This window comes from Escherichia sp. UTM R2, assembly GCF_048593455.1.
Lineage (GTDB): Bacteria > Pseudomonadota > Gammaproteobacteria > Enterobacterales > Enterobacteriaceae > Escherichia > Escherichia coli.
The window spans coordinates 3,406,604-3,423,513 of the sequence record NZ_JBFWDY010000002.1 but is presented as its reverse complement, the minus strand read 5'-3'; the positions used below and the strand labels follow the sequence as shown (position 1 = coordinate 3,423,513).

The window sequence follows — 16,910 nt, the reverse complement described above, 5'->3', positions numbered from 1 at the left end:
GGACTGTTTTTCTGACGTAGTGGAGAAAAAATGAAATTTGAACTGGACACCACCGACGGTCGCGCACGCCGTGGCCGCCTGGTCTTTGATCGTGGCGTAGTGGAAACGCCTTGTTTTATGCCTGTTGGCACCTACGGCACCGTAAAAGGGATGACGCCGGAAGAAGTTGAAGCCACTGGCGCGCAAATTATCCTCGGCAACACCTTCCACCTGTGGCTGCGCCCGGGCCAGGAAATCATGAAACTGCACGGCGATCTGCACGATTTTATGCAGTGGAAGGGGCCGATCCTCACCGACTCCGGCGGCTTCCAGGTCTTCAGCCTTGGCGATATTCGTAAAATCACCGAACAGGGCGTGCACTTCCGTAACCCGATCAACGGCGATCCGATTTTCCTCGATCCTGAAAAATCAATGGAGATTCAGTACGATCTTGGTTCGGATATCGTCATGATCTTTGATGAGTGTACGCCGTATCCTGCTGACTGGGATTACGCAAAACGCTCCATGGAGATGTCTCTGCGTTGGGCGAAGCGTAGCCGTGAGCGTTTTGACAGTCTCGGAAACAAAAATGCGCTGTTTGGTATCATTCAGGGCAGCGTTTACGAAGATTTACGTGATATTTCTGTTAAAGGTCTGGTAGATATCGGTTTTGATGGCTACGCTGTCGGCGGTCTGGCTGTGGGTGAGCCGAAAGCAGATATGCACCGCATTCTGGAGCATGTATGCCCGCAAATTCCGGCAGACAAACCGCGTTACCTGATGGGCGTTGGTAAACCAGAAGACCTGGTTGAAGGCGTACGTCGTGGTATCGATATGTTTGACTGCGTAATGCCAACCCGCAACGCCCGAAATGGTCATTTGTTCGTGACCGATGGCGTGGTGAAAATCCGCAATGCGAAGTATAAGAGCGATACTGGCCCACTCGATCCTGAGTGTGATTGCTACACCTGTCGCAATTATTCACGCGCTTACTTGCATCATCTTGACCGTTGCAACGAAATATTAGGCGCGCGACTCAACACCATTCATAACCTTCGTTACTACCAGCGTTTGATGGCGGGTTTACGCAAGGCTATTGAAGAGGGTAAATTAGAGAGCTTCGTAACTGATTTTTACCAGCGTCAGGGGCGAGAAGTACCACCTTTGAACGTTGATTAATATTAATAATGAGGGAAATTTAATGAGCTTTTTTATTTCTGATGCGGTAGCGGCAACGGGTGCACCGGCGCAAGGTAGCCCGATGTCTTTGATTTTGATGCTGGTGGTATTCGGTCTGATTTTCTATTTCATGATCCTGCGTCCACAGCAGAAGCGCACCAAAGAACACAAAAAGCTGATGGACTCCATTGCCAAAGGTGATGAAGTTCTGACGAACGGTGGCCTGGTTGGTCGCGTAACCAAAGTAGCGGAAAACGGCTACATTGCTATCGCGCTGAATGACACCACTGAAGTAGTTATTAAACGTGACTTCGTAGCTGCCGTCCTGCCGAAAGGCACCATGAAGGCGCTGTAATTAAAATTTTTCCCTAAGGGAATTGCCGTGTTAAACCGTTATCCTTTGTGGAAGTACGTCATGCTGATCGTGGTGATTGTCATCGGTCTGCTGTATGCGCTTCCCAACCTGTTTGGTGAGGATCCGGCTGTTCAGATCACTGGTGCGCGCGGAGTCGCCGCCAGTGAGCAAACGCTGATCCAGGTCCAGAAAACGTTACAAGAAGAAAAAATAACTGCTAAGTCTGTGGCACTGGAAGAGGGCGCTATTCTTGCGCGCTTCGACTCCACTGACACCCAGTTGCGCGCTCGTGAAGCATTAATGGGCGTTATGGGTGACAAATACGTCGTGGCGCTTAACCTTGCCCCGGCAACGCCGCGCTGGCTGGCAGCTATTCACGCTGAGCCGATGAAGCTCGGCCTTGACCTGCGTGGCGGCGTTCACTTCCTGATGGAAGTGGATATGGACACCGCGCTTGGCAAACTCCAGGAACAAAATATCGATAGCCTACGCAGTGACCTGCGCGAAAAGGGCATCCCGTATACCACTGTTCGTAAAGAAAACAACTACGGCCTGAGCATCACTTTCCGCGATGCTAAAGCTCGTGATGAAGCCATTGCGTATCTGAGCAAGCGCCATCCGGACCTGGTGATTAGCAGCCAGGGCAGCAACCAGCTGCGTGCGGTAATGAGCGATGCTCGTCTGAGTGAAGCGCGTGAATATGCGGTGCAGCAGAACATTAATATCCTGCGTAACCGTGTAAACCAACTTGGCGTGGCGGAGCCGGTGGTTCAGCGTCAGGGTGCTGACCGTATCGTTGTTGAACTGCCAGGTATTCAGGACACTGCGCGTGCGAAAGAGATTCTGGGTGCGACGGCAACGCTGGAATTCCGTCTGGTAAACACCAACGTTGACCAGGCCGCTGCGGCATCCGGTCGCGTACCGGGCGACTCTGAAGTGAAACAGACCCGCGAAGGTCAGCCAGTTGTGCTGTACAAACGCGTAATTCTGACCGGTGACCATATCACCGACTCCACTTCCAGCCAGGACGAATACAACCAACCGCAGGTTAACATCTCGCTCGATAGCGCTGGTGGTAACATCATGTCTAACTTCACTAAGGACAACATCGGCAAACCGATGGCAACCCTGTTTGTGGAGTACAAAGACAGCGGTAAGAAAGATGCAAATGGTCGTGCGGTTCTGGTGAAACAGGAAGAGGTGATTAACATCGCCAACATCCAGTCTCGTCTGGGTAACAGCTTCCGTATCACCGGCATCAACAACCCGAACGAAGCCCGTCAGCTGTCACTGCTGCTGCGTGCCGGTGCGTTGATCGCGCCGATTCAGATTGTTGAAGAACGTACCATAGGCCCAACCCTGGGTATGCAGAACATTGAACAGGGGCTGGAGGCTTGCCTTGCCGGTCTGCTGGTTTCTATTCTGTTCATGATCATCTTCTATAAGAAGTTTGGTCTGATTGCGACCAGTGCTCTGATTGCCAACTTGATCTTAATCGTCGGCATTATGTCGCTGTTGCCAGGCGCAACGCTGAGTATGCCAGGTATCGCGGGTATCGTCTTAACCCTTGCGGTGGCGGTCGATGCGAACGTACTGATCAACGAACGTATTAAAGAAGAGTTGAGCAACGGACGTACTGTTCAACAGGCAATTGATGAAGGTTATCGTGGCGCATTCAGTTCTATCTTCGATGCGAACATCACCACGCTGATTAAAGTCATCATCCTGTACGCAGTGGGTACCGGGGCAATTAAAGGGTTCGCGATTACTACCGGTATCGGTGTGGCGACGTCGATGTTTACCGCGATTGTCGGTACGCGTGCCATCGTAAACCTGCTATATGGCGGCAAGCGCGTCAAGAAGCTGTCAATCTGAGGAGTGCGATGTGGCACAGGAATATACTGTTGAACAACTAAACCACGGCCGTAAAGTCTATGACTTTATGCGCTGGGACTACTGGGCTTTCGGCATCTCTGGTCTGCTGTTAATCGCTGCTATCGTTATTATGGGCGTGCGCGGCTTTAACTGGGGGCTGGATTTCACCGGTGGTACGGTTATTGAAATTACGCTCGAAAAACCGGCTGAAATTGACGTAATGCGTGATGCATTGCAAAAAGCCGGTTTTGAAGAGCCGATGCTGCAAAACTTTGGTAGCAGCCATGACATCATGGTCCGTATGCCGCCTGCTGAAGGCGAAACCGGCGGTCAGGTGTTGGGCAGCCAGGTTCTGAAGGTGATTAACGAATCCACCAATCAGAATGCAGCAGTGAAGCGTATTGAGTTCGTCGGTCCGAGCGTGGGGGCAGACCTTGCGCAAACCGGTGCGATGGCGTTGATGGCAGCGCTGCTGTCTATCCTCGTGTACGTAGGTTTCCGCTTTGAGTGGCGACTGGCGGCAGGGGTGGTTATTGCGCTGGCGCACGACGTTATCATTACGCTGGGTATTTTGTCGTTATTCCATATCGAGATTGACCTGACCATTGTGGCATCGTTGATGTCGGTTATCGGTTACTCGCTTAACGACAGTATCGTGGTATCGGACCGTATTCGTGAAAACTTCCGCAAGATCCGTCGCGGTACGCCTTACGAAATCTTTAACGTGTCCTTGACCCAGACGCTGCACCGTACCTTGATCACATCCGGTACTACCTTGATGGTTATCCTGATGCTGTACCTCTTCGGTGGTCCGGTACTGGAAGGCTTCTCGCTGACCATGCTTATCGGTGTTTCCATCGGTACTGCATCTTCCATCTATGTGGCATCTGCGTTGGCTCTGAAACTGGGTATGAAGCGCGAACACATGTTGCAGCAGAAAGTGGAAAAAGAAGGGGCGGATCAGCCGTCAATTCTGCCGTAATCAAGTTCCCGTTGATGTTGAAAATCCCGGTCAGAAGATCGGGATTTTTTTGATGTATGGAGATTGCGAAAATCCCCGCATCTTGGGAAACTGCGCGTAACCCTACATTTCATCCAGGTAACTTTTCATGGCTATCATCCCAAAAAACTATGCGCGGTTAGAAAGCGGCTATCGCGAAAAAGCATTAAAAATCTATCCGTGGGTCTGCGGTCGCTGTTCCCGCGAGTTTGTTTATTCCAACCTGCGTGAACTTACCGTTCACCACATTGATCACGACCATACCAATAACCCGGAAGATGGCAGTAACTGGGAATTGTTGTGTCTCTATTGCCACGATCATGAGCATTCGAAATATACCGAAGCGGATCAGTATGGTACGACCGTTATCGCAGGGGAAGATGCGCAGAAAGATGTCGGTGAAGCGAAGTACAACCCATTCGCTGACCTGAAAGCGATGATGAACAAGAAGAAGTGATTAAAACGTAAAATTGCCTGATGCGCTACGCTTATCAGGCCTACGTTATTTCAGCAATATATTGAATTTACGTGCTTTTGTTGGCCGGACAAAGCGTTTACGCCGCATCCGGCATGAACAAAGCACACGTTGTTAACAATCAGAAATGCCGGGAATAAATCCCGGCATTTTCATAATCAGAAGTTGTAACCTACTACCAGGTAACCACCCCAGCCGGTAGAGCGAACGTTGAAGTTGCCGTTGCCGAAGTTCAGTTCTGCATCGTCGTTCCACTGACCACCGTCGTGCCAGTAACGAGCTACGACAGAGTAGTGCCAGTGATCGTAGTTCAGAGCCAGAATATGGCTGGAAGCGATAGAGTTATTAGTACGGGTCTTAATACCGTTGATTGCGTTACCGCTGTCATCCCCTAAATCGGAACCCCAGTCGAAGTTGGTGAAGCCGATGTAGCTCAGCTGACCGCCCCACAGATCGGTAATCGGCACAAAGTATTTAATTTTGAAACGGTAACCGTCCCACTCGTTTTCGTTCGCTGCGCCATAGTTCTGCCACTGGTATTTCGCATAGACGTTCATGGACAGGCTCATCGGCAGGCCAGTGTCGATATCGGTACCCAGACCCATGTACCAGGTGCTCTGGCGACCATCTTTATTACGACCCATGTCGTAAATGTAGTTGTTCGCGAAGTACCACTCTTTGAACGGACCGAAGCTAAGGTCAGTATTGGTCAGCTTGTCGATGGAGAAACGTGGTTCGATTTCCATAAACAGCGGAGAACCGTGGTTCCAGATACCTTTTGCATCGGAGTTACCGCCGAAGAATACCGGCGCATCCGCATAACCATAGAAGTCGAACCAGTCTTTTTTAGCGAATGCTTCGTACTCAAGGTAGGTATCGTTGCGGATCTGCGGTCCGAAACGGGTGTGATAGCTTCCGACAACGTTAACGCTCTGGTGCCACCAGTCGGAAAGATACTGCGGTTTGTCGTTTTCAGCTGCGTTGACAGTAAAAGACGAAGAGAGCGCCAGTACCGCACCGGCTGCCAGTAATGTTTTTTTCATATGTATGCCACTGTTTGAAAATCCCTTGCGGGAGTGAAAAAGGCGCAAATTGCGTTTCTAAATATTTCGTATACAGAGGAGCCTATTATAAAAATCATTGCTCACAAAAATATGTTTCGTTTCACAGTTCTATCATTTACGTAATCGATTGCGTTCACGTTTACACACATTCGGGCAGGGATTGTACTGACTTTCACCCTTGTTGCAAACTTTTACTATCAATCTGGGTGATGTAAGCGGAGTAACAAAATGACGGGGAAAGATGTTGCGGGACGCACAAAATTGCCCCGCAATACGTTTAATGCATAACAGGTTGAATGTCGTGGATACGTACAAAGCCTAATTGATCCACAGAAATCCCCTTTAACTGTAACGGAATATCAACATCGCTGGGGGCAAGGACGCTGGCAGGGGCATTAATCAATTGATTCTGCACATTGATTTCCTGAAAGTTGTCTATTGTTCCCTGAATTTGCCCATATTCAACAGTTCCGCTGAATGCGGGCAAGGGATCATTCGACTCGCCCTGAATACGTAGCGTCAGGGTGGTGCCATCTGTATCAGGCGTAATATTCACCAGCGACATACGTAAAGTACCGATCTGGCTTTCCAGTCTTGCCGGTGTTTTCGCTCCAGGCAGAAGGTAAACCCCACTGCTGGATTTTGCATTCAGCCTGTTTTGCTGAGTGATTTTGACTGTTTCTTGATTGAGTTGCGTCATCTCCTGGTTCAGCGTGCTGACGCTGTGTTTCATCTGTCGCACTTCACTTTGCTGCACACAGGCGCTAAGGCTGAACAGGCTTCCCAGCAGGAGCAGTCGAAAAACGTTAGTATTCATAGGTCGTCCCTTTCTCGTCGCAATTAGCCTAATGGTAGAGGGTAAAAGCAGCGAAAGCATCGATCCTTTATCTCAAAAGCGTTGCGCCTTTGTTGTATCGTCAGTTCAGGGTAAAATAGATTTCCGTTAACCACCTGGTCAGGACGCCGTATGCATTGCCCATTCTGTTTCGCCGTGGACACTAAGGTAATTGACTCTCGTCTCGTGGGCGAGGGTTCATCCGTACGCCGCCGTCGGCAGTGTCTGGTGTGTAATGAACGTTTCACCACCTTTGAAGTGGCGGAGCTGGTTATGCCGCGTGTTGTAAAAAGCAACGACGTGCGTGAACCGTTTAATGAAGAGAAATTGCGTAGCGGAATGCTGCGGGCGCTGGAAAAACGTCCGGTGAGTTCCGATGACGTCGAAATGGCAATCAATCATATTAAATCGCAGCTGCGCGCCACCGGTGAGCGCGAAGTGCCGAGCAAGATGATTGGCAATCTGGTGATGGAGCAATTGAAAAAGCTCGATAAAGTCGCCTATATCCGTTTTGCCTCTGTCTACCGCAGTTTCGAAGATATCAAAGAATTTGGCGAAGAGATCGCGCGCCTGGAGGACTAAGCCGTGCAGGACGAGTATTACATGGCGCGGGCGCTAAAGCTGGCGCAACGAGGACGTTTTACCACGCATCCCAACCCGAATGTCGGGTGCGTCATTGTCAAAGATGGCGAAATTGTCGGTGAAGGTTACCACCAACGTGCGGGTGAACCACATGCCGAAGTACACGCGTTGCGTATGGCGGGTGAAAAAGCCAAAGGTGCGACCGCCTATGTCACACTCGAACCCTGTAGCCATCATGGTCGTACGCCACCGTGCTGTGACGCACTCATCGCCGCTGGCGTAGCGCGCGTGGTTGCCTCGATGCAAGATCCTAACCCGCAGGTCGCTGGGCGTGGACTTTACCGTCTGCAACAGGCTGGCATTGACGTCAGCCACGGCCTGATGATGAGTGAAGCCGAGCAATTGAATAAAGGCTTTCTCAAGCGGATGCGCACCGGCTTTCCTTATATTCAGTTAAAACTTGGCGCATCGCTTGATGGTCGCACGGCGATGGCGAGCGGCGAAAGCCAGTGGATCACTTCGCCCCAGGCGCGGCGTGATGTACAACTACTGCGCGCGCAAAGTCATGCCATTTTAACCAGCAGCGCCACGGTGCTGGCGGATGATCCTGCCTTAACGGTGCGTTGGTCTGAACTGGATGAACAAACTCAGGCGCTCTATCCGCAACAAAATCTCCGTCAGCCGATACGTATTGTGATTGATAGCCAAAATCGCGTGACGCCGGTACATCGCATTGTGCAGCAGCCCGGCGAAACCTGGTTCGCGCGTACGCAGGAAGATTCTCGTGAGTGGCCGGAAACGGTGCGTACCTTGCTGATTCCAGCGCATAAAGGTCATCTGGATCTGGTTGTACTGATGATGCAACTGGGTAAACAGCAAATTAACAGCATCTGGGTGGAAGCGGGGCCAACGCTCGCTGGCGCATTGCTGCAGGCGGGTTTAGTCGATGAGCTGATTGTCTATATCGCACCTAAACTATTAGGCAGCGACGCCCGTGGATTATGCTCGCTGCCAGGGCTTGAGAAATTAGCCGACGCCCCCCAATTTAAATTCAAAGAGATACGTCATGTAGGCCCGGATGTTTGCCTGCATTTAGTAGGTGCATGATCTCCCGGCTCGAAAGGGAAGCAGCGCACGAAATATTATGCTAAAATCCGCCCCCCTGCGGGGCCATACTCGAACCCGAAGGAAGAAAATGAACATTATTGAAGCTAACGTTGCTACCCCGGACGCTCGCGTCGCCATCACCATCGCGCGTTTCAACAACTTTATCAATGACAGCCTGCTGGAAGGTGCAATTGACGCACTGAAACGTATCGGTCAGGTAAAAGATGAAAACATTACCGTTGTTTGGGTGCCTGGTGCCTATGAGCTGCCGCTGGCGGCGGGTGCACTGGCTAAAACCGGTAAATACGACGCGGTGATTGCGCTGGGTACGGTTATTCGTGGTGGCACTGCCCACTTTGAATATGTCGCTGGTGGTGCAAGCAACGGCCTGGCGCATGTTGCCCAGGACAGCGAAATTCCGGTTGCTTTTGGGGTTCTGACCACTGAAAGCATTGAACAAGCGATCGAACGTGCTGGCACCAAAGCTGGCAACAAAGGTGCAGAAGCTGCACTGACCGCGCTTGAAATGATTAATGTATTGAAAGCCATCAAGGCCTGAAATTAGTAAGGGGAAATCCGTGAAACCTGCTGCTCGTCGCCGCGCTCGTGAGTGTGCCGTCCAGGCGCTCTACTCCTGGCAGTTGTCCCAGAACGACATCGCTGATGTTGAATACCAGTTCCTGGCTGAACAGGATGTAAAAGACGTTGACGTCCTGTACTTCCGTGAGCTGCTGGCCGGGGTGGCGACTAATACCGCATACCTCGACGGACTGATGAAGCCATACCTGTCCCGCCTGCTGGAAGAACTGGGACAGGTAGAAAAAGCAGTACTGCGCATTGCGCTGTACGAACTGTCTAAACGTAGCGATGTGCCATACAAAGTGGCCATTAACGAAGCGATCGAACTGGCGAAATCGTTCGGCGCAGAAGACAGCCATAAGTTCGTCAACGGCGTACTCGATAAAGCAGCACCTGTGATTCGCCCTAACAAAAAGTGATATCCAGGCCGGTAGATTCACGGAAGACCGTTCCATGATCGCCGGCCTTTTCTTTTTTACCTGCTGAGGCATAACGTATGGCATGTGGCGAGTTCTCCCTGATTGCCCGTTATTTTGACCGTGTAAGAAGTTCTCGTCTTGATGTCGAACTGGGCATCGGCGACGATTGCGCACTTCTCAATATCCCCGAGAAACAGACCCTGGCGATCAGCACTGATACGCTGGTGGCGGGCAACCACTTCCTCCCTGATATCGATCCTGCTGATCTGGCGTATAAAGCACTGGCGGTGAACCTAAGCGATCTGGCAGCGATGGGGGCCGATCCGGCCTGGCTGACGCTGGCATTAACCTTGCCGGACGTAGACGAAGCGTGGCTTGAGTCCTTCAGCGACAGTTTGTTTGATCTTCTCAATTATTACGATATGCAACTCATTGGCGGCGATACCACGCGTGGGCCATTATCAATGACGTTGGGTATCCACGGCTTTGTTCCGATAGGACGAGCCTTAACGCGCTCTGGGGCGAAACCGGGTGACTGGATCTATGTGACCGGTACACCGGGCGATAGCGCCGCCGGGCTGGCGATTTTGCAAAACCGTTTGCAGGTTGCCGATGCTAAAGATGCTGACTACTTGATCAAACGTCATCTCCGTCCATCGCCGCGTATTTTACAGGGGCAGGCACTGCGCGATCTGGCAAATTCAGCTATCGATCTCTCTGACGGTCTGATTTCCGATCTCGGGCATATCGTGAAAGCCAGCGACTGCGGCGCACGTATTGACCTGGCATTGCTGCCGTTTTCTGATGCGCTTTCTCGCCATGTTGAACCGGAACAGGCGCTGCGCTGGGCGCTCTCTGGCGGTGAAGATTACGAGTTGTGTTTCACTGTGCCGGAACTGAACCGTGGCGCGCTGGATGTGGCTCTCGGACACCTGGGCGTACCGTTTACCTGTATCGGGCAAATGACCGCCGATATCGAAGGGCTTTGTTTTATTCGTGACGGCGAACCTGTTACATTAGACTGGAAAGGATATGACCATTTTGCCACGCCATAAAGATGTCGCGAAAAGTCGCCTGAAGATGAGTAATCCGTGGCATCTACTTGCTGTCGGATTCGGAAGTGGATTAAGCCCGATCGTTCCTGGGACGATGGGCTCGCTGGCAGCGATTCCGTTCTGGTATCTGATGACCTTTTTGCCCTGGCAGCTCTACTCGCTGGTGGTGATGCTGGGGATCTGTATCGGCGTCTATCTTTGTCATCAGACCGCAAAAGATATGGGCGTGCACGATCACGGCAGCATTGTCTGGGACGAATTTATTGGTATGTGGATCACGCTCATGGCGCTGCCGACCAATGACTGGCAGTGGGTTGCCGCCGGGTTTGTGATTTTCCGTATTCTGGATATGTGGAAACCGTGGCCGATCCGCTGGTTTGATCGCAATGTGCATGGCGGCATGGGGATCATGATAGATGATATTGTCGCCGGGGTGATCTCCGCTGGCATCCTGTACTTTATTGGTCATCACTGGCCGCTGGGCATTCTGTCGTAGTTGTGCACCGATGCCTGATGTGACGCTTGTTGCGTCTCATCAGGCCTGGACTCTTATTTAAATCCTACGACCGCATGCGGTTTATACGGCGTTTCCAGTTCGGCAATCTGTTCCGGCTTCAAAGTGATATCCACCGCGTTCAGCAGCTCATCAAGCTGTTCTTCCCGCGATGTACCGATAATCGGTGCGGCAATGCCCGGTTTACTCAACAACCAGGCCAGCGCAACTTGTGCTCGTGTTGCACCGAGTTCTTCACTGACGCCCGTTAACCGCTCTGCGATCTGCGCGTCATTTTCATCGCTTTCTTTATAGAGATTTTTCCCCACCTCATCAGACACCAGTCGTGCGGTAGTTTCTCCCCACGGACGCGTCAGTCGCCCCCGCGCCAGCGGGCTCCACGGAATCACCGCCACGCCCTCCTGATAACACAGTGGCAGCATCTCGCGCTCTTCTTCGCGATAAATCAGATTGTAGTGATCCTGCATACTGACAAACTGCGCCCAGCCGTGCTGTTTTTGGAGTTCCAGTGCCTGAGCAAACTGCGAAGCGTGCATTGATGACGCGCCGATATAACGCGCTTTCCCGGCTTTTACCACGTCGTTCAGAGCTTCCAGCGTCTCTTCGATCGGCGTGTTGTAATCCCAGCGATGAATTTGCAGGATATCGACATAATCCATGCCGAGACGTCGCAGGCTGTCGTCGATAGAGCGCAAAATTTGTGCACGGGATAATCCTTCCGGTAAATCACCAACGCGATGGAACACTTTGGTGGCAACGACCACGTCTTCACGACGGGCGAAATCCCGCAGTGCGCGACCAACGATCTCTTCGCTGCTACCATCGGAATAGCTATTGGCGGTATCAAAGAAATTTATGCCGCCTTCCAGCGCGCGTTTAATGATGGGACGGCTACTCTCTTCCGGCAGTGTCCATGCGTGATTACCACGATCTGGCTCGCCAAAGGTCATACAGCCGAGGCAAAGTCGGGAAACGCGAAGGTCGGTTTTTCCTAAGGGGTTGTATTGCATGCTGCCACTCCTGCCATACTCGTCATACTTCAAGTTGCATGTGCTGCGGCTGCATTCGTTCACCCCAGTCACTTACTTATGTAAGCTCCTGGGGCTTCACTCGTTTGCCGCCTTCCTGCAACTCGAATTATTTAGAGTCTATGAATAATTTGTTAAGCATAGCAGGAGTGGAGTAGGGATTATGCCAGCCAGGCCTTGATTTTGGCTTCCATACCGGCGGCATCGAGGCCGAGTTCGGCGCGCATTTCTTCCTGAGTTCCTTGCGGAATAAAGAAGTCCGGCAGACCAATGTTCAGCACGGGTACTGGTTTACGATGGGCCATCAGCACTTCGTTCACTCCGCTACCTGCGCCGCCCATAATGGCGTTTTCTTCTACGGTGACCAGCGCTTCATGGCTGGCGGCCATTTCCAGAATTAACGCTTCATCAAGCGGTTTCACAAAACGCATATCGACCAGCGTGGCGTTCAGCGATTCGGCGACTTTCGCCGCTTCTGGCATCAGCGTACCAAAGTTAAGGATCGCCAGTTTCTCGCCACGACGCTTCACAATGCCTTTGCCAATTGGTAGTTTTTCCAGCGGCGTCAGTTCCACGCCAACCGCGTTGCCGCGCGGGTAGCGCACCGCGGACGGGCCATCGTTATAGTGATAGCCGGTATAGAGCATCTGGCGACATTCGTTTTCATCGCTCGGGGTCATAATGACCATTTCTGGTATGCAGCGCAGGTAAGAGAGATCAAAAGCGCCCTGGTGAGTTTGACCGTCAGCACCAACAATGCCCGCGCGGTCAATGGCGAACAGGACCGGTAGCTTTTGAATCGCCACGTCATGCAGCACCTGATCATAGGCGCGTTGCAGGAAAGTGGAGTAAATCGCGACAATGGGTTTGTACCCACCAATCGCCAGACCGGCGGCAAAGGTCACTGCGTGTTGCTCGGCAATTGCCACGTCGAAGTAGCGATCCGGGAATTTACGTGAAAACTCGACCATGCCGGAACCTTCACGCATTGCCGGAGTAATCGCCATCAGCTTGTTGTCTTTCGCTGCCGTTTCACACAACCAGTCGCCAAAGATTTTTGAATAGCTCGGCAAACCGCCGCTACTTTTCGGCAAACAACCGCTGGAGGGATCAAATTTAGGCACGGCGTGGAAAGTGATTGGGTCTTTTTCTGCCGGTTCATAACCACGACCTTTTTTGGTCATGATATGCAGGAACTGCGGGCCTTTCAGGTCGCGCATGTTCTTAAGCGTGGTGATAAGCCCCAGCACATCGTGACCGTCAACCGGGCCGATGTAGTTAAAGCCCAGCTCTTCAAACAACGTGCCAGGCACTACCATGCCTTTAATATGTTCTTCGGTGCGTTTGAGCAGCTCTTTAATTGGCGGAACGCCAGAGAAAACTTTTTTCCCGCCTTCGCGCAGTGAAGAGTAAAGCTTACCGGAAAGCAGCTGCGCCAGATGGTTGTTGAGCGCGCCGACATTTTCGGAAATCGACATTTCATTGTCGTTGAGAACCACCAGCATATCAGGACGGATATCGCCCGCGTGATTCATCGCTTCAAACGCCATGCCTGCGGTAATCGCACCATCGCCGATTACACAGACGGTGCGGCGATTTTTGCCTTCTTTCTCGGCAGCAACCGCAATACCAATTCCGGCACTGATGGAGGTTGATGAATGCCCGACGCTTAATACGTCATATTCGCTTTCGCCGCGCCACGGGAACGGGTGCAGACCGCCTTTCTGACGGATGGTGCCGATTTTGTCGCGGCGTCCGGTCAAAATTTTATGCGGATAAGCCTGATGCCCCACATCCCAAATCAATTGGTCAAACGGGGTGTTGTAGACATAGTGCAGCGCCACGGTCAGTTCGACCGTGCCCAGCCCGGAGGCGAAGTGCCCGCTGGAACGGCTCACGCTGTCGAGTAAATAGCGGCGCAGTTCGTCGCAGAGTTTCGGTAAACTCTCTTTCGGCAACAGTCGTAACTCCTGGGTGGAGTCGACCAGTGCCAGGGTCGGGTATTTGGCAATATCAAAACTCATCAGGGGCCTATTAATACTTATTGTTTATTTATTACGCTGGATGATGTAGTCCGCTAGCGCTTCCAGTGCCGAGGTATCGAGTGACTGTTCAGCCAGTTGTTTCAGCGACTGACGGGCATCGTCGATCAGATCCCGGGCTTTCTTCCGGGCTTGCTCAAGACCCAGAAGTGCAGGGTAGGTACTTTTACCAAGTTGCTGGTCGGCACCCTGGCGTTTTCCCAACGTTGCAGTATCTCCTACCACATCCAGGATGTCATCCTGAACCTGGAAGGCAAGGCCGATGCTCTCTGCGTACTTGTCGAGTACTGGCAGAGCACGACGCCCTTTATCTCCGGCGCTTAATGCACCAAGGCGAACGGCGGCGCGAATCAATGCGCCGGTTTTATGACGATGAATACGCTCAAGCGCGTCCAGAGGTACGTGTTTGCCTTCCGCGTCTAAATCTAGTGCCTGACCACCGCACATTCCGGCAATACCGCTGGCGCTCGCCAGTTCAGAAATCATCGAAATTCTGTCGCGATCCGACACTTCCGGCATATCGGCATCGCTTAGAATCGAGAACGCCAGCGTTTGTAAAGCGTCGCCAGCGAGAATCGCGTTTGCTTCGCCAAACTTCACATGGCAGGTCGGCAAACCGCGGCGCAGATCGTCATCATCCATCGCCGGTAAATCATCATGAATTAATGAGTAAGCGTGGATACACTCTACGGCAGCAGCGGGTGCGTCCAGCGTGTTTGTGCTAACGCCAAACATATGACCGGTGGCATAAACCAGGAAAGGTCGCAGGCGCTTACCACCTAATAATGCGCCATACTGCATGGTTTCGACCACGGGAGTGTTCTGAAAGGGCAGTGGGGCGATAAAACGGCTCAGCGCCTGGTTGGCCTGCTTAACGCAGGCTTCGAGTTGCTGCGGAAAGTCCATTACTCATTGTCCGGTGTAAAAGGGGTTAGAGAGGCGTCTTCATTGTCAGACAGCAGAATTTGTACGCGCTGTTCGGCTTGTTGTAATTTGGCCTGCCCCTGACGTGCCAGCTGCACGCCGCGTTCGAACTCGTTCAGCGCCTCTTCCAGCGGCAGGTCGCCACTTTCCAGACGGGTTACAATCTGTTCCAGCTCGCTCAGCGCCTTTTCAAAGCTGGCGGGCGCCTCATTTTTCTTCGGCATAATGAATGTCTGACTCTCAATATTTTTCGCCCCGTCATGGTAACGGACTCAGGGCAAATAGCAAATAACGCGCAATGGTAAGGTGATGTGCGCAGCAAAGCGATGTTAGTGGTATACTTCCGCGCCTGGATGCAGCCGCAGGTGTGGGCTGCTGTATTTTTCCCTATACAAGTCGCTTAAGGCTTGCCAACGAACCATTGCCGCCATGAAGTTTATCATTAAATTGTTCCCGGAAATCACCATCAAAAGCCAATCTGTGCGCTTGCGCTTTATAAAAATCCTTACCGGGAACATTCGTAACGTTTTAAAGCACTATGATGAGACGCTCGCTGTCGTCCGCCACTGGGATAACATCGAAGTTCGCGCGAAAGATGAAAACCAGCGTCTGGCTATTCGCGACGCTCTGACCCGTATTCCGGGTATCCACCATATTCTCGAAGTCGAAGACGTGCCGTTTACCGACATGCACGATATTTTCGAGAAAGCGTTGGTTCAGTACCGCGATCAGCTGGAAGGCAAAACCTTCTGCGTACGCGTGAAGCGTCGTGGCAAACATGATTTTAGCTCGATTGATGTGGAACGTTACGTCGGCGGCGGTTTAAATCAGCATATTGAGTCCGCGCGCGTGAAGCTGACCAATCCGGAAGTGACTGTCCATCTGGAAGTGGAAGACGATCGTCTCCTGCTGATTAAAGGCCGCTACGAAGGTATTGGCGGTTTCCCGATCGGCACCCAGGAAGACGTGCTGTCGCTCATTTCCGGTGGTTTCGACTCCGGTGTTTCCAGTTATATGTTGATGCGTCGCGGCTGCCGCGTGCATTACTGTTTCTTTAACCTTGGCGGCGCGGCGCATGAAATTGGCGTGCGTCAGGTGGCGCATTATCTGTGGAACCGTTTTGGCAGCTCCCACCGCGTGCGTTTTGTCGCTATTAATTTCGAACCGGTCGTTGGGGAAATTCTCGAGAAAATCGACGACGGTCAGATGGGCGTTATCCTCAAACGTATGATGGTGCGTGCCGCGTCTAAAGTGGCTGAACGTTACGGCGTACAGGCGCTGGTCACCGGCGAAGCGCTCGGCCAGGTGTCCAGTCAGACGCTGACCAACCTGCGCCTGATTGATAACGTCTCTGACACGCTGATCCTGCGTCCGCTGATTTCTTACGACAAAGAGCACATCATCAACCTGGCCCGCCAGATTGGCACTGAAGACTTTGCTCGCACGATGCCAGAATATTGTGGCGTGATCTCCAAAAGCCCGACGGTGAAAGCGGTTAAATCGAAGATTGAAGCGGAAGAAGAGAAGTTCGACTTCAGTATTCTCGATAAAGTGGTTGAGGAAGCGAATAACGTTGATATCCGCGAAATCGCCCAGCAGACCGAGCAGGAAGTGGTGGAAGTGGAAACCGTCAATGGCTTTGGCCCGAACGACGTGATCCTCGATATCCGTTCTGTCGATGAGCAGGAAGATAAGCCACTGAAAGTCGAAGGGATTGACGTGGTTTCTCTGCCGTTCTATAAACTGAGCACCAAATTTGGCGATCTCGACCAGAACAGAACCTGGCTACTGTGGTGTGAGCGCGGGGTGATGAGCCGTCTGCAGGCGCTCTATCTGCGCGAGCAGGGCTTTAACAATGTGAAGGTGTATCGCCCATAATTTGTGGTTTTTACGTCGCA

18 protein-coding genes are annotated in these 16,910 nt (G+C 52.1%); 12 read left to right on the top strand and 6 right to left on the bottom strand.

Features of this window, described 5'->3' with window-relative positions; genetic code table 11:
- The first annotated feature begins 30 nt into the window (after positions 1-30).
- The 5 genes from tgt to yajD all read left to right on the top strand — a co-directional run bounded on the left by tgt (position 31) and on the right by yajD (position 4,845).
- Positions 31-1,158: a tRNA guanosine(34) transglycosylase Tgt gene (gene tgt, locus AB4H76_RS17430; RefSeq protein WP_000667319.1), complete on the top strand. Its 1,128-nt coding sequence runs from the start codon at positions 31-33 to the stop codon at positions 1,156-1,158.
- Positions 1,159-1,180: 22 nt separating this feature from the next.
- Positions 1,181-1,513 (top strand): preprotein translocase subunit YajC, encoded by a 333-nt coding sequence (gene yajC / locus AB4H76_RS17425; RefSeq protein WP_000007629.1) that lies wholly within the window; start codon positions 1,181-1,183, stop codon positions 1,511-1,513.
- Between the two features lie 27 nt (positions 1,514-1,540).
- On the top strand, positions 1,541-3,388 hold the full coding sequence (gene secD / locus AB4H76_RS17420; RefSeq protein ID WP_000934822.1) for a protein translocase subunit SecD: 1,848 nt from the start codon (positions 1,541-1,543) through the stop codon (positions 3,386-3,388).
- 10 nt (positions 3,389-3,398) lie between these two features.
- Entirely contained in the window at positions 3,399-4,370 is a 972-nt protein-coding gene (gene secF / locus AB4H76_RS17415) for a protein translocase subunit SecF (protein WP_000046637.1), read from the top strand.
- Between the two features lie 127 nt (positions 4,371-4,497).
- Complete coding sequence (yajD, locus tag AB4H76_RS17410; RefSeq protein ID WP_000974813.1) at positions 4,498-4,845, top strand: HNH nuclease YajD; 348 nt, start codon at positions 4,498-4,500, stop codon at positions 4,843-4,845.
- 176 nt (positions 4,846-5,021) lie between these two features.
- Here the strand turns inward: yajD and tsx are convergent, their stop codons facing one another.
- Positions 5,022-5,906: a nucleoside-specific channel-forming protein Tsx gene (gene tsx / locus AB4H76_RS17405; RefSeq protein WP_001295328.1), complete on the bottom strand. Its 885-nt coding sequence runs from the start codon at positions 5,904-5,906 to the stop codon at positions 5,022-5,024.
- A 298-nt stretch (positions 5,907-6,204) separates the two neighbouring features.
- Positions 6,205-6,744 carry a DUF3251 domain-containing protein gene (locus tag AB4H76_RS17400; RefSeq protein WP_001301329.1) on the bottom strand — a complete coding sequence of 180 codons (540 nt, stop codon included), beginning with the start codon at positions 6,742-6,744 and terminating at the stop codon, positions 6,205-6,207.
- 150 nt (positions 6,745-6,894) lie between these two features.
- Between AB4H76_RS17400 and nrdR the strand changes: the two genes are divergently transcribed.
- The 6 genes from nrdR (at position 6,895) to pgpA (ending at position 11,000) form a co-directional block, all read left to right on the top strand.
- Complete coding sequence (nrdR, locus tag AB4H76_RS17395; protein ID WP_000543535.1) at positions 6,895-7,344, top strand: transcriptional regulator NrdR; 450 nt, start codon at positions 6,895-6,897, stop codon at positions 7,342-7,344.
- Positions 7,345-7,347: 3 nt separating this feature from the next.
- Positions 7,348-8,451 (top strand): bifunctional diaminohydroxyphosphoribosylaminopyrimidine deaminase/5-amino-6-(5-phosphoribosylamino)uracil reductase RibD, encoded by a 1,104-nt coding sequence (gene ribD / locus AB4H76_RS17390; RefSeq protein WP_001150456.1) that lies wholly within the window; start codon positions 7,348-7,350, stop codon positions 8,449-8,451.
- A gap of 88 nt (positions 8,452-8,539) precedes the next feature.
- Positions 8,540-9,010, top strand: coding sequence for a 6,7-dimethyl-8-ribityllumazine synthase (gene ribE / locus AB4H76_RS17385; protein ID WP_001021161.1), 471 nt, complete (start codon positions 8,540-8,542; stop codon positions 9,008-9,010).
- A gap of 19 nt (positions 9,011-9,029) precedes the next feature.
- Entirely contained in the window at positions 9,030-9,449 is a 420-nt protein-coding gene (gene nusB, locus AB4H76_RS17380; RefSeq protein WP_000801125.1) for a transcription antitermination factor NusB, read from the top strand.
- Positions 9,450-9,526: 77 nt separating this feature from the next.
- Positions 9,527-10,504 (top strand): thiamine-phosphate kinase, encoded by a 978-nt coding sequence (gene thiL, locus AB4H76_RS17375; protein WP_121689843.1) that lies wholly within the window; start codon positions 9,527-9,529, stop codon positions 10,502-10,504.
- Positions 10,482-11,000 carry a phosphatidylglycerophosphatase A gene (gene pgpA / locus AB4H76_RS17370; RefSeq protein ID WP_000154044.1) on the top strand — a complete coding sequence of 173 codons (519 nt, stop codon included), beginning with the start codon at positions 10,482-10,484 and terminating at the stop codon, positions 10,998-11,000. The genes thiL and pgpA overlap by 23 nt, the downstream gene beginning before the upstream one ends.
- 53 nt (positions 11,001-11,053) lie before the next feature.
- Here pgpA and yajO read toward each other — a convergent pair whose 3' ends face one another.
- The 4 genes from yajO to xseB all read right to left on the bottom strand — a co-directional run bounded on the left by yajO (position 11,054) and on the right by xseB (position 15,236).
- Positions 11,054-12,028: a 1-deoxyxylulose-5-phosphate synthase YajO gene (yajO, locus tag AB4H76_RS17365; RefSeq protein ID WP_001199799.1), complete on the bottom strand. Its 975-nt coding sequence runs from the start codon at positions 12,026-12,028 to the stop codon at positions 11,054-11,056.
- A 179-nt stretch (positions 12,029-12,207) separates the two neighbouring features.
- Positions 12,208-14,070 carry a 1-deoxy-D-xylulose-5-phosphate synthase gene (gene dxs / locus AB4H76_RS17360; protein ID WP_000006815.1) on the bottom strand — a complete coding sequence of 621 codons (1,863 nt, stop codon included), beginning with the start codon at positions 14,068-14,070 and terminating at the stop codon, positions 12,208-12,210.
- Between the two features lie 24 nt (positions 14,071-14,094).
- The gene (gene ispA, locus AB4H76_RS17355) at positions 14,095-14,994 is read right to left on the bottom strand and encodes a (2E,6E)-farnesyl diphosphate synthase (protein WP_000347217.1); all 900 of its coding nucleotides are present in this window, start codon (positions 14,992-14,994) and stop codon (positions 14,095-14,097) included.
- Positions 14,994-15,236: an exodeoxyribonuclease VII small subunit gene (gene xseB, locus AB4H76_RS17350; protein WP_001124935.1), complete on the bottom strand. Its 243-nt coding sequence runs from the start codon at positions 15,234-15,236 to the stop codon at positions 14,994-14,996. Before xseB ends, ispA begins: the two co-directional genes overlap by 1 nt.
- Before the next feature lie 205 nt (positions 15,237-15,441).
- Between xseB and thiI the strand changes: the two genes are divergently transcribed.
- Complete coding sequence (gene thiI / locus AB4H76_RS17345) at positions 15,442-16,890, top strand: tRNA uracil 4-sulfurtransferase ThiI (protein WP_000668690.1); 1,449 nt, start codon at positions 15,442-15,444, stop codon at positions 16,888-16,890.
- Positions 16,891-16,910 lie beyond the last annotated feature (20 nt).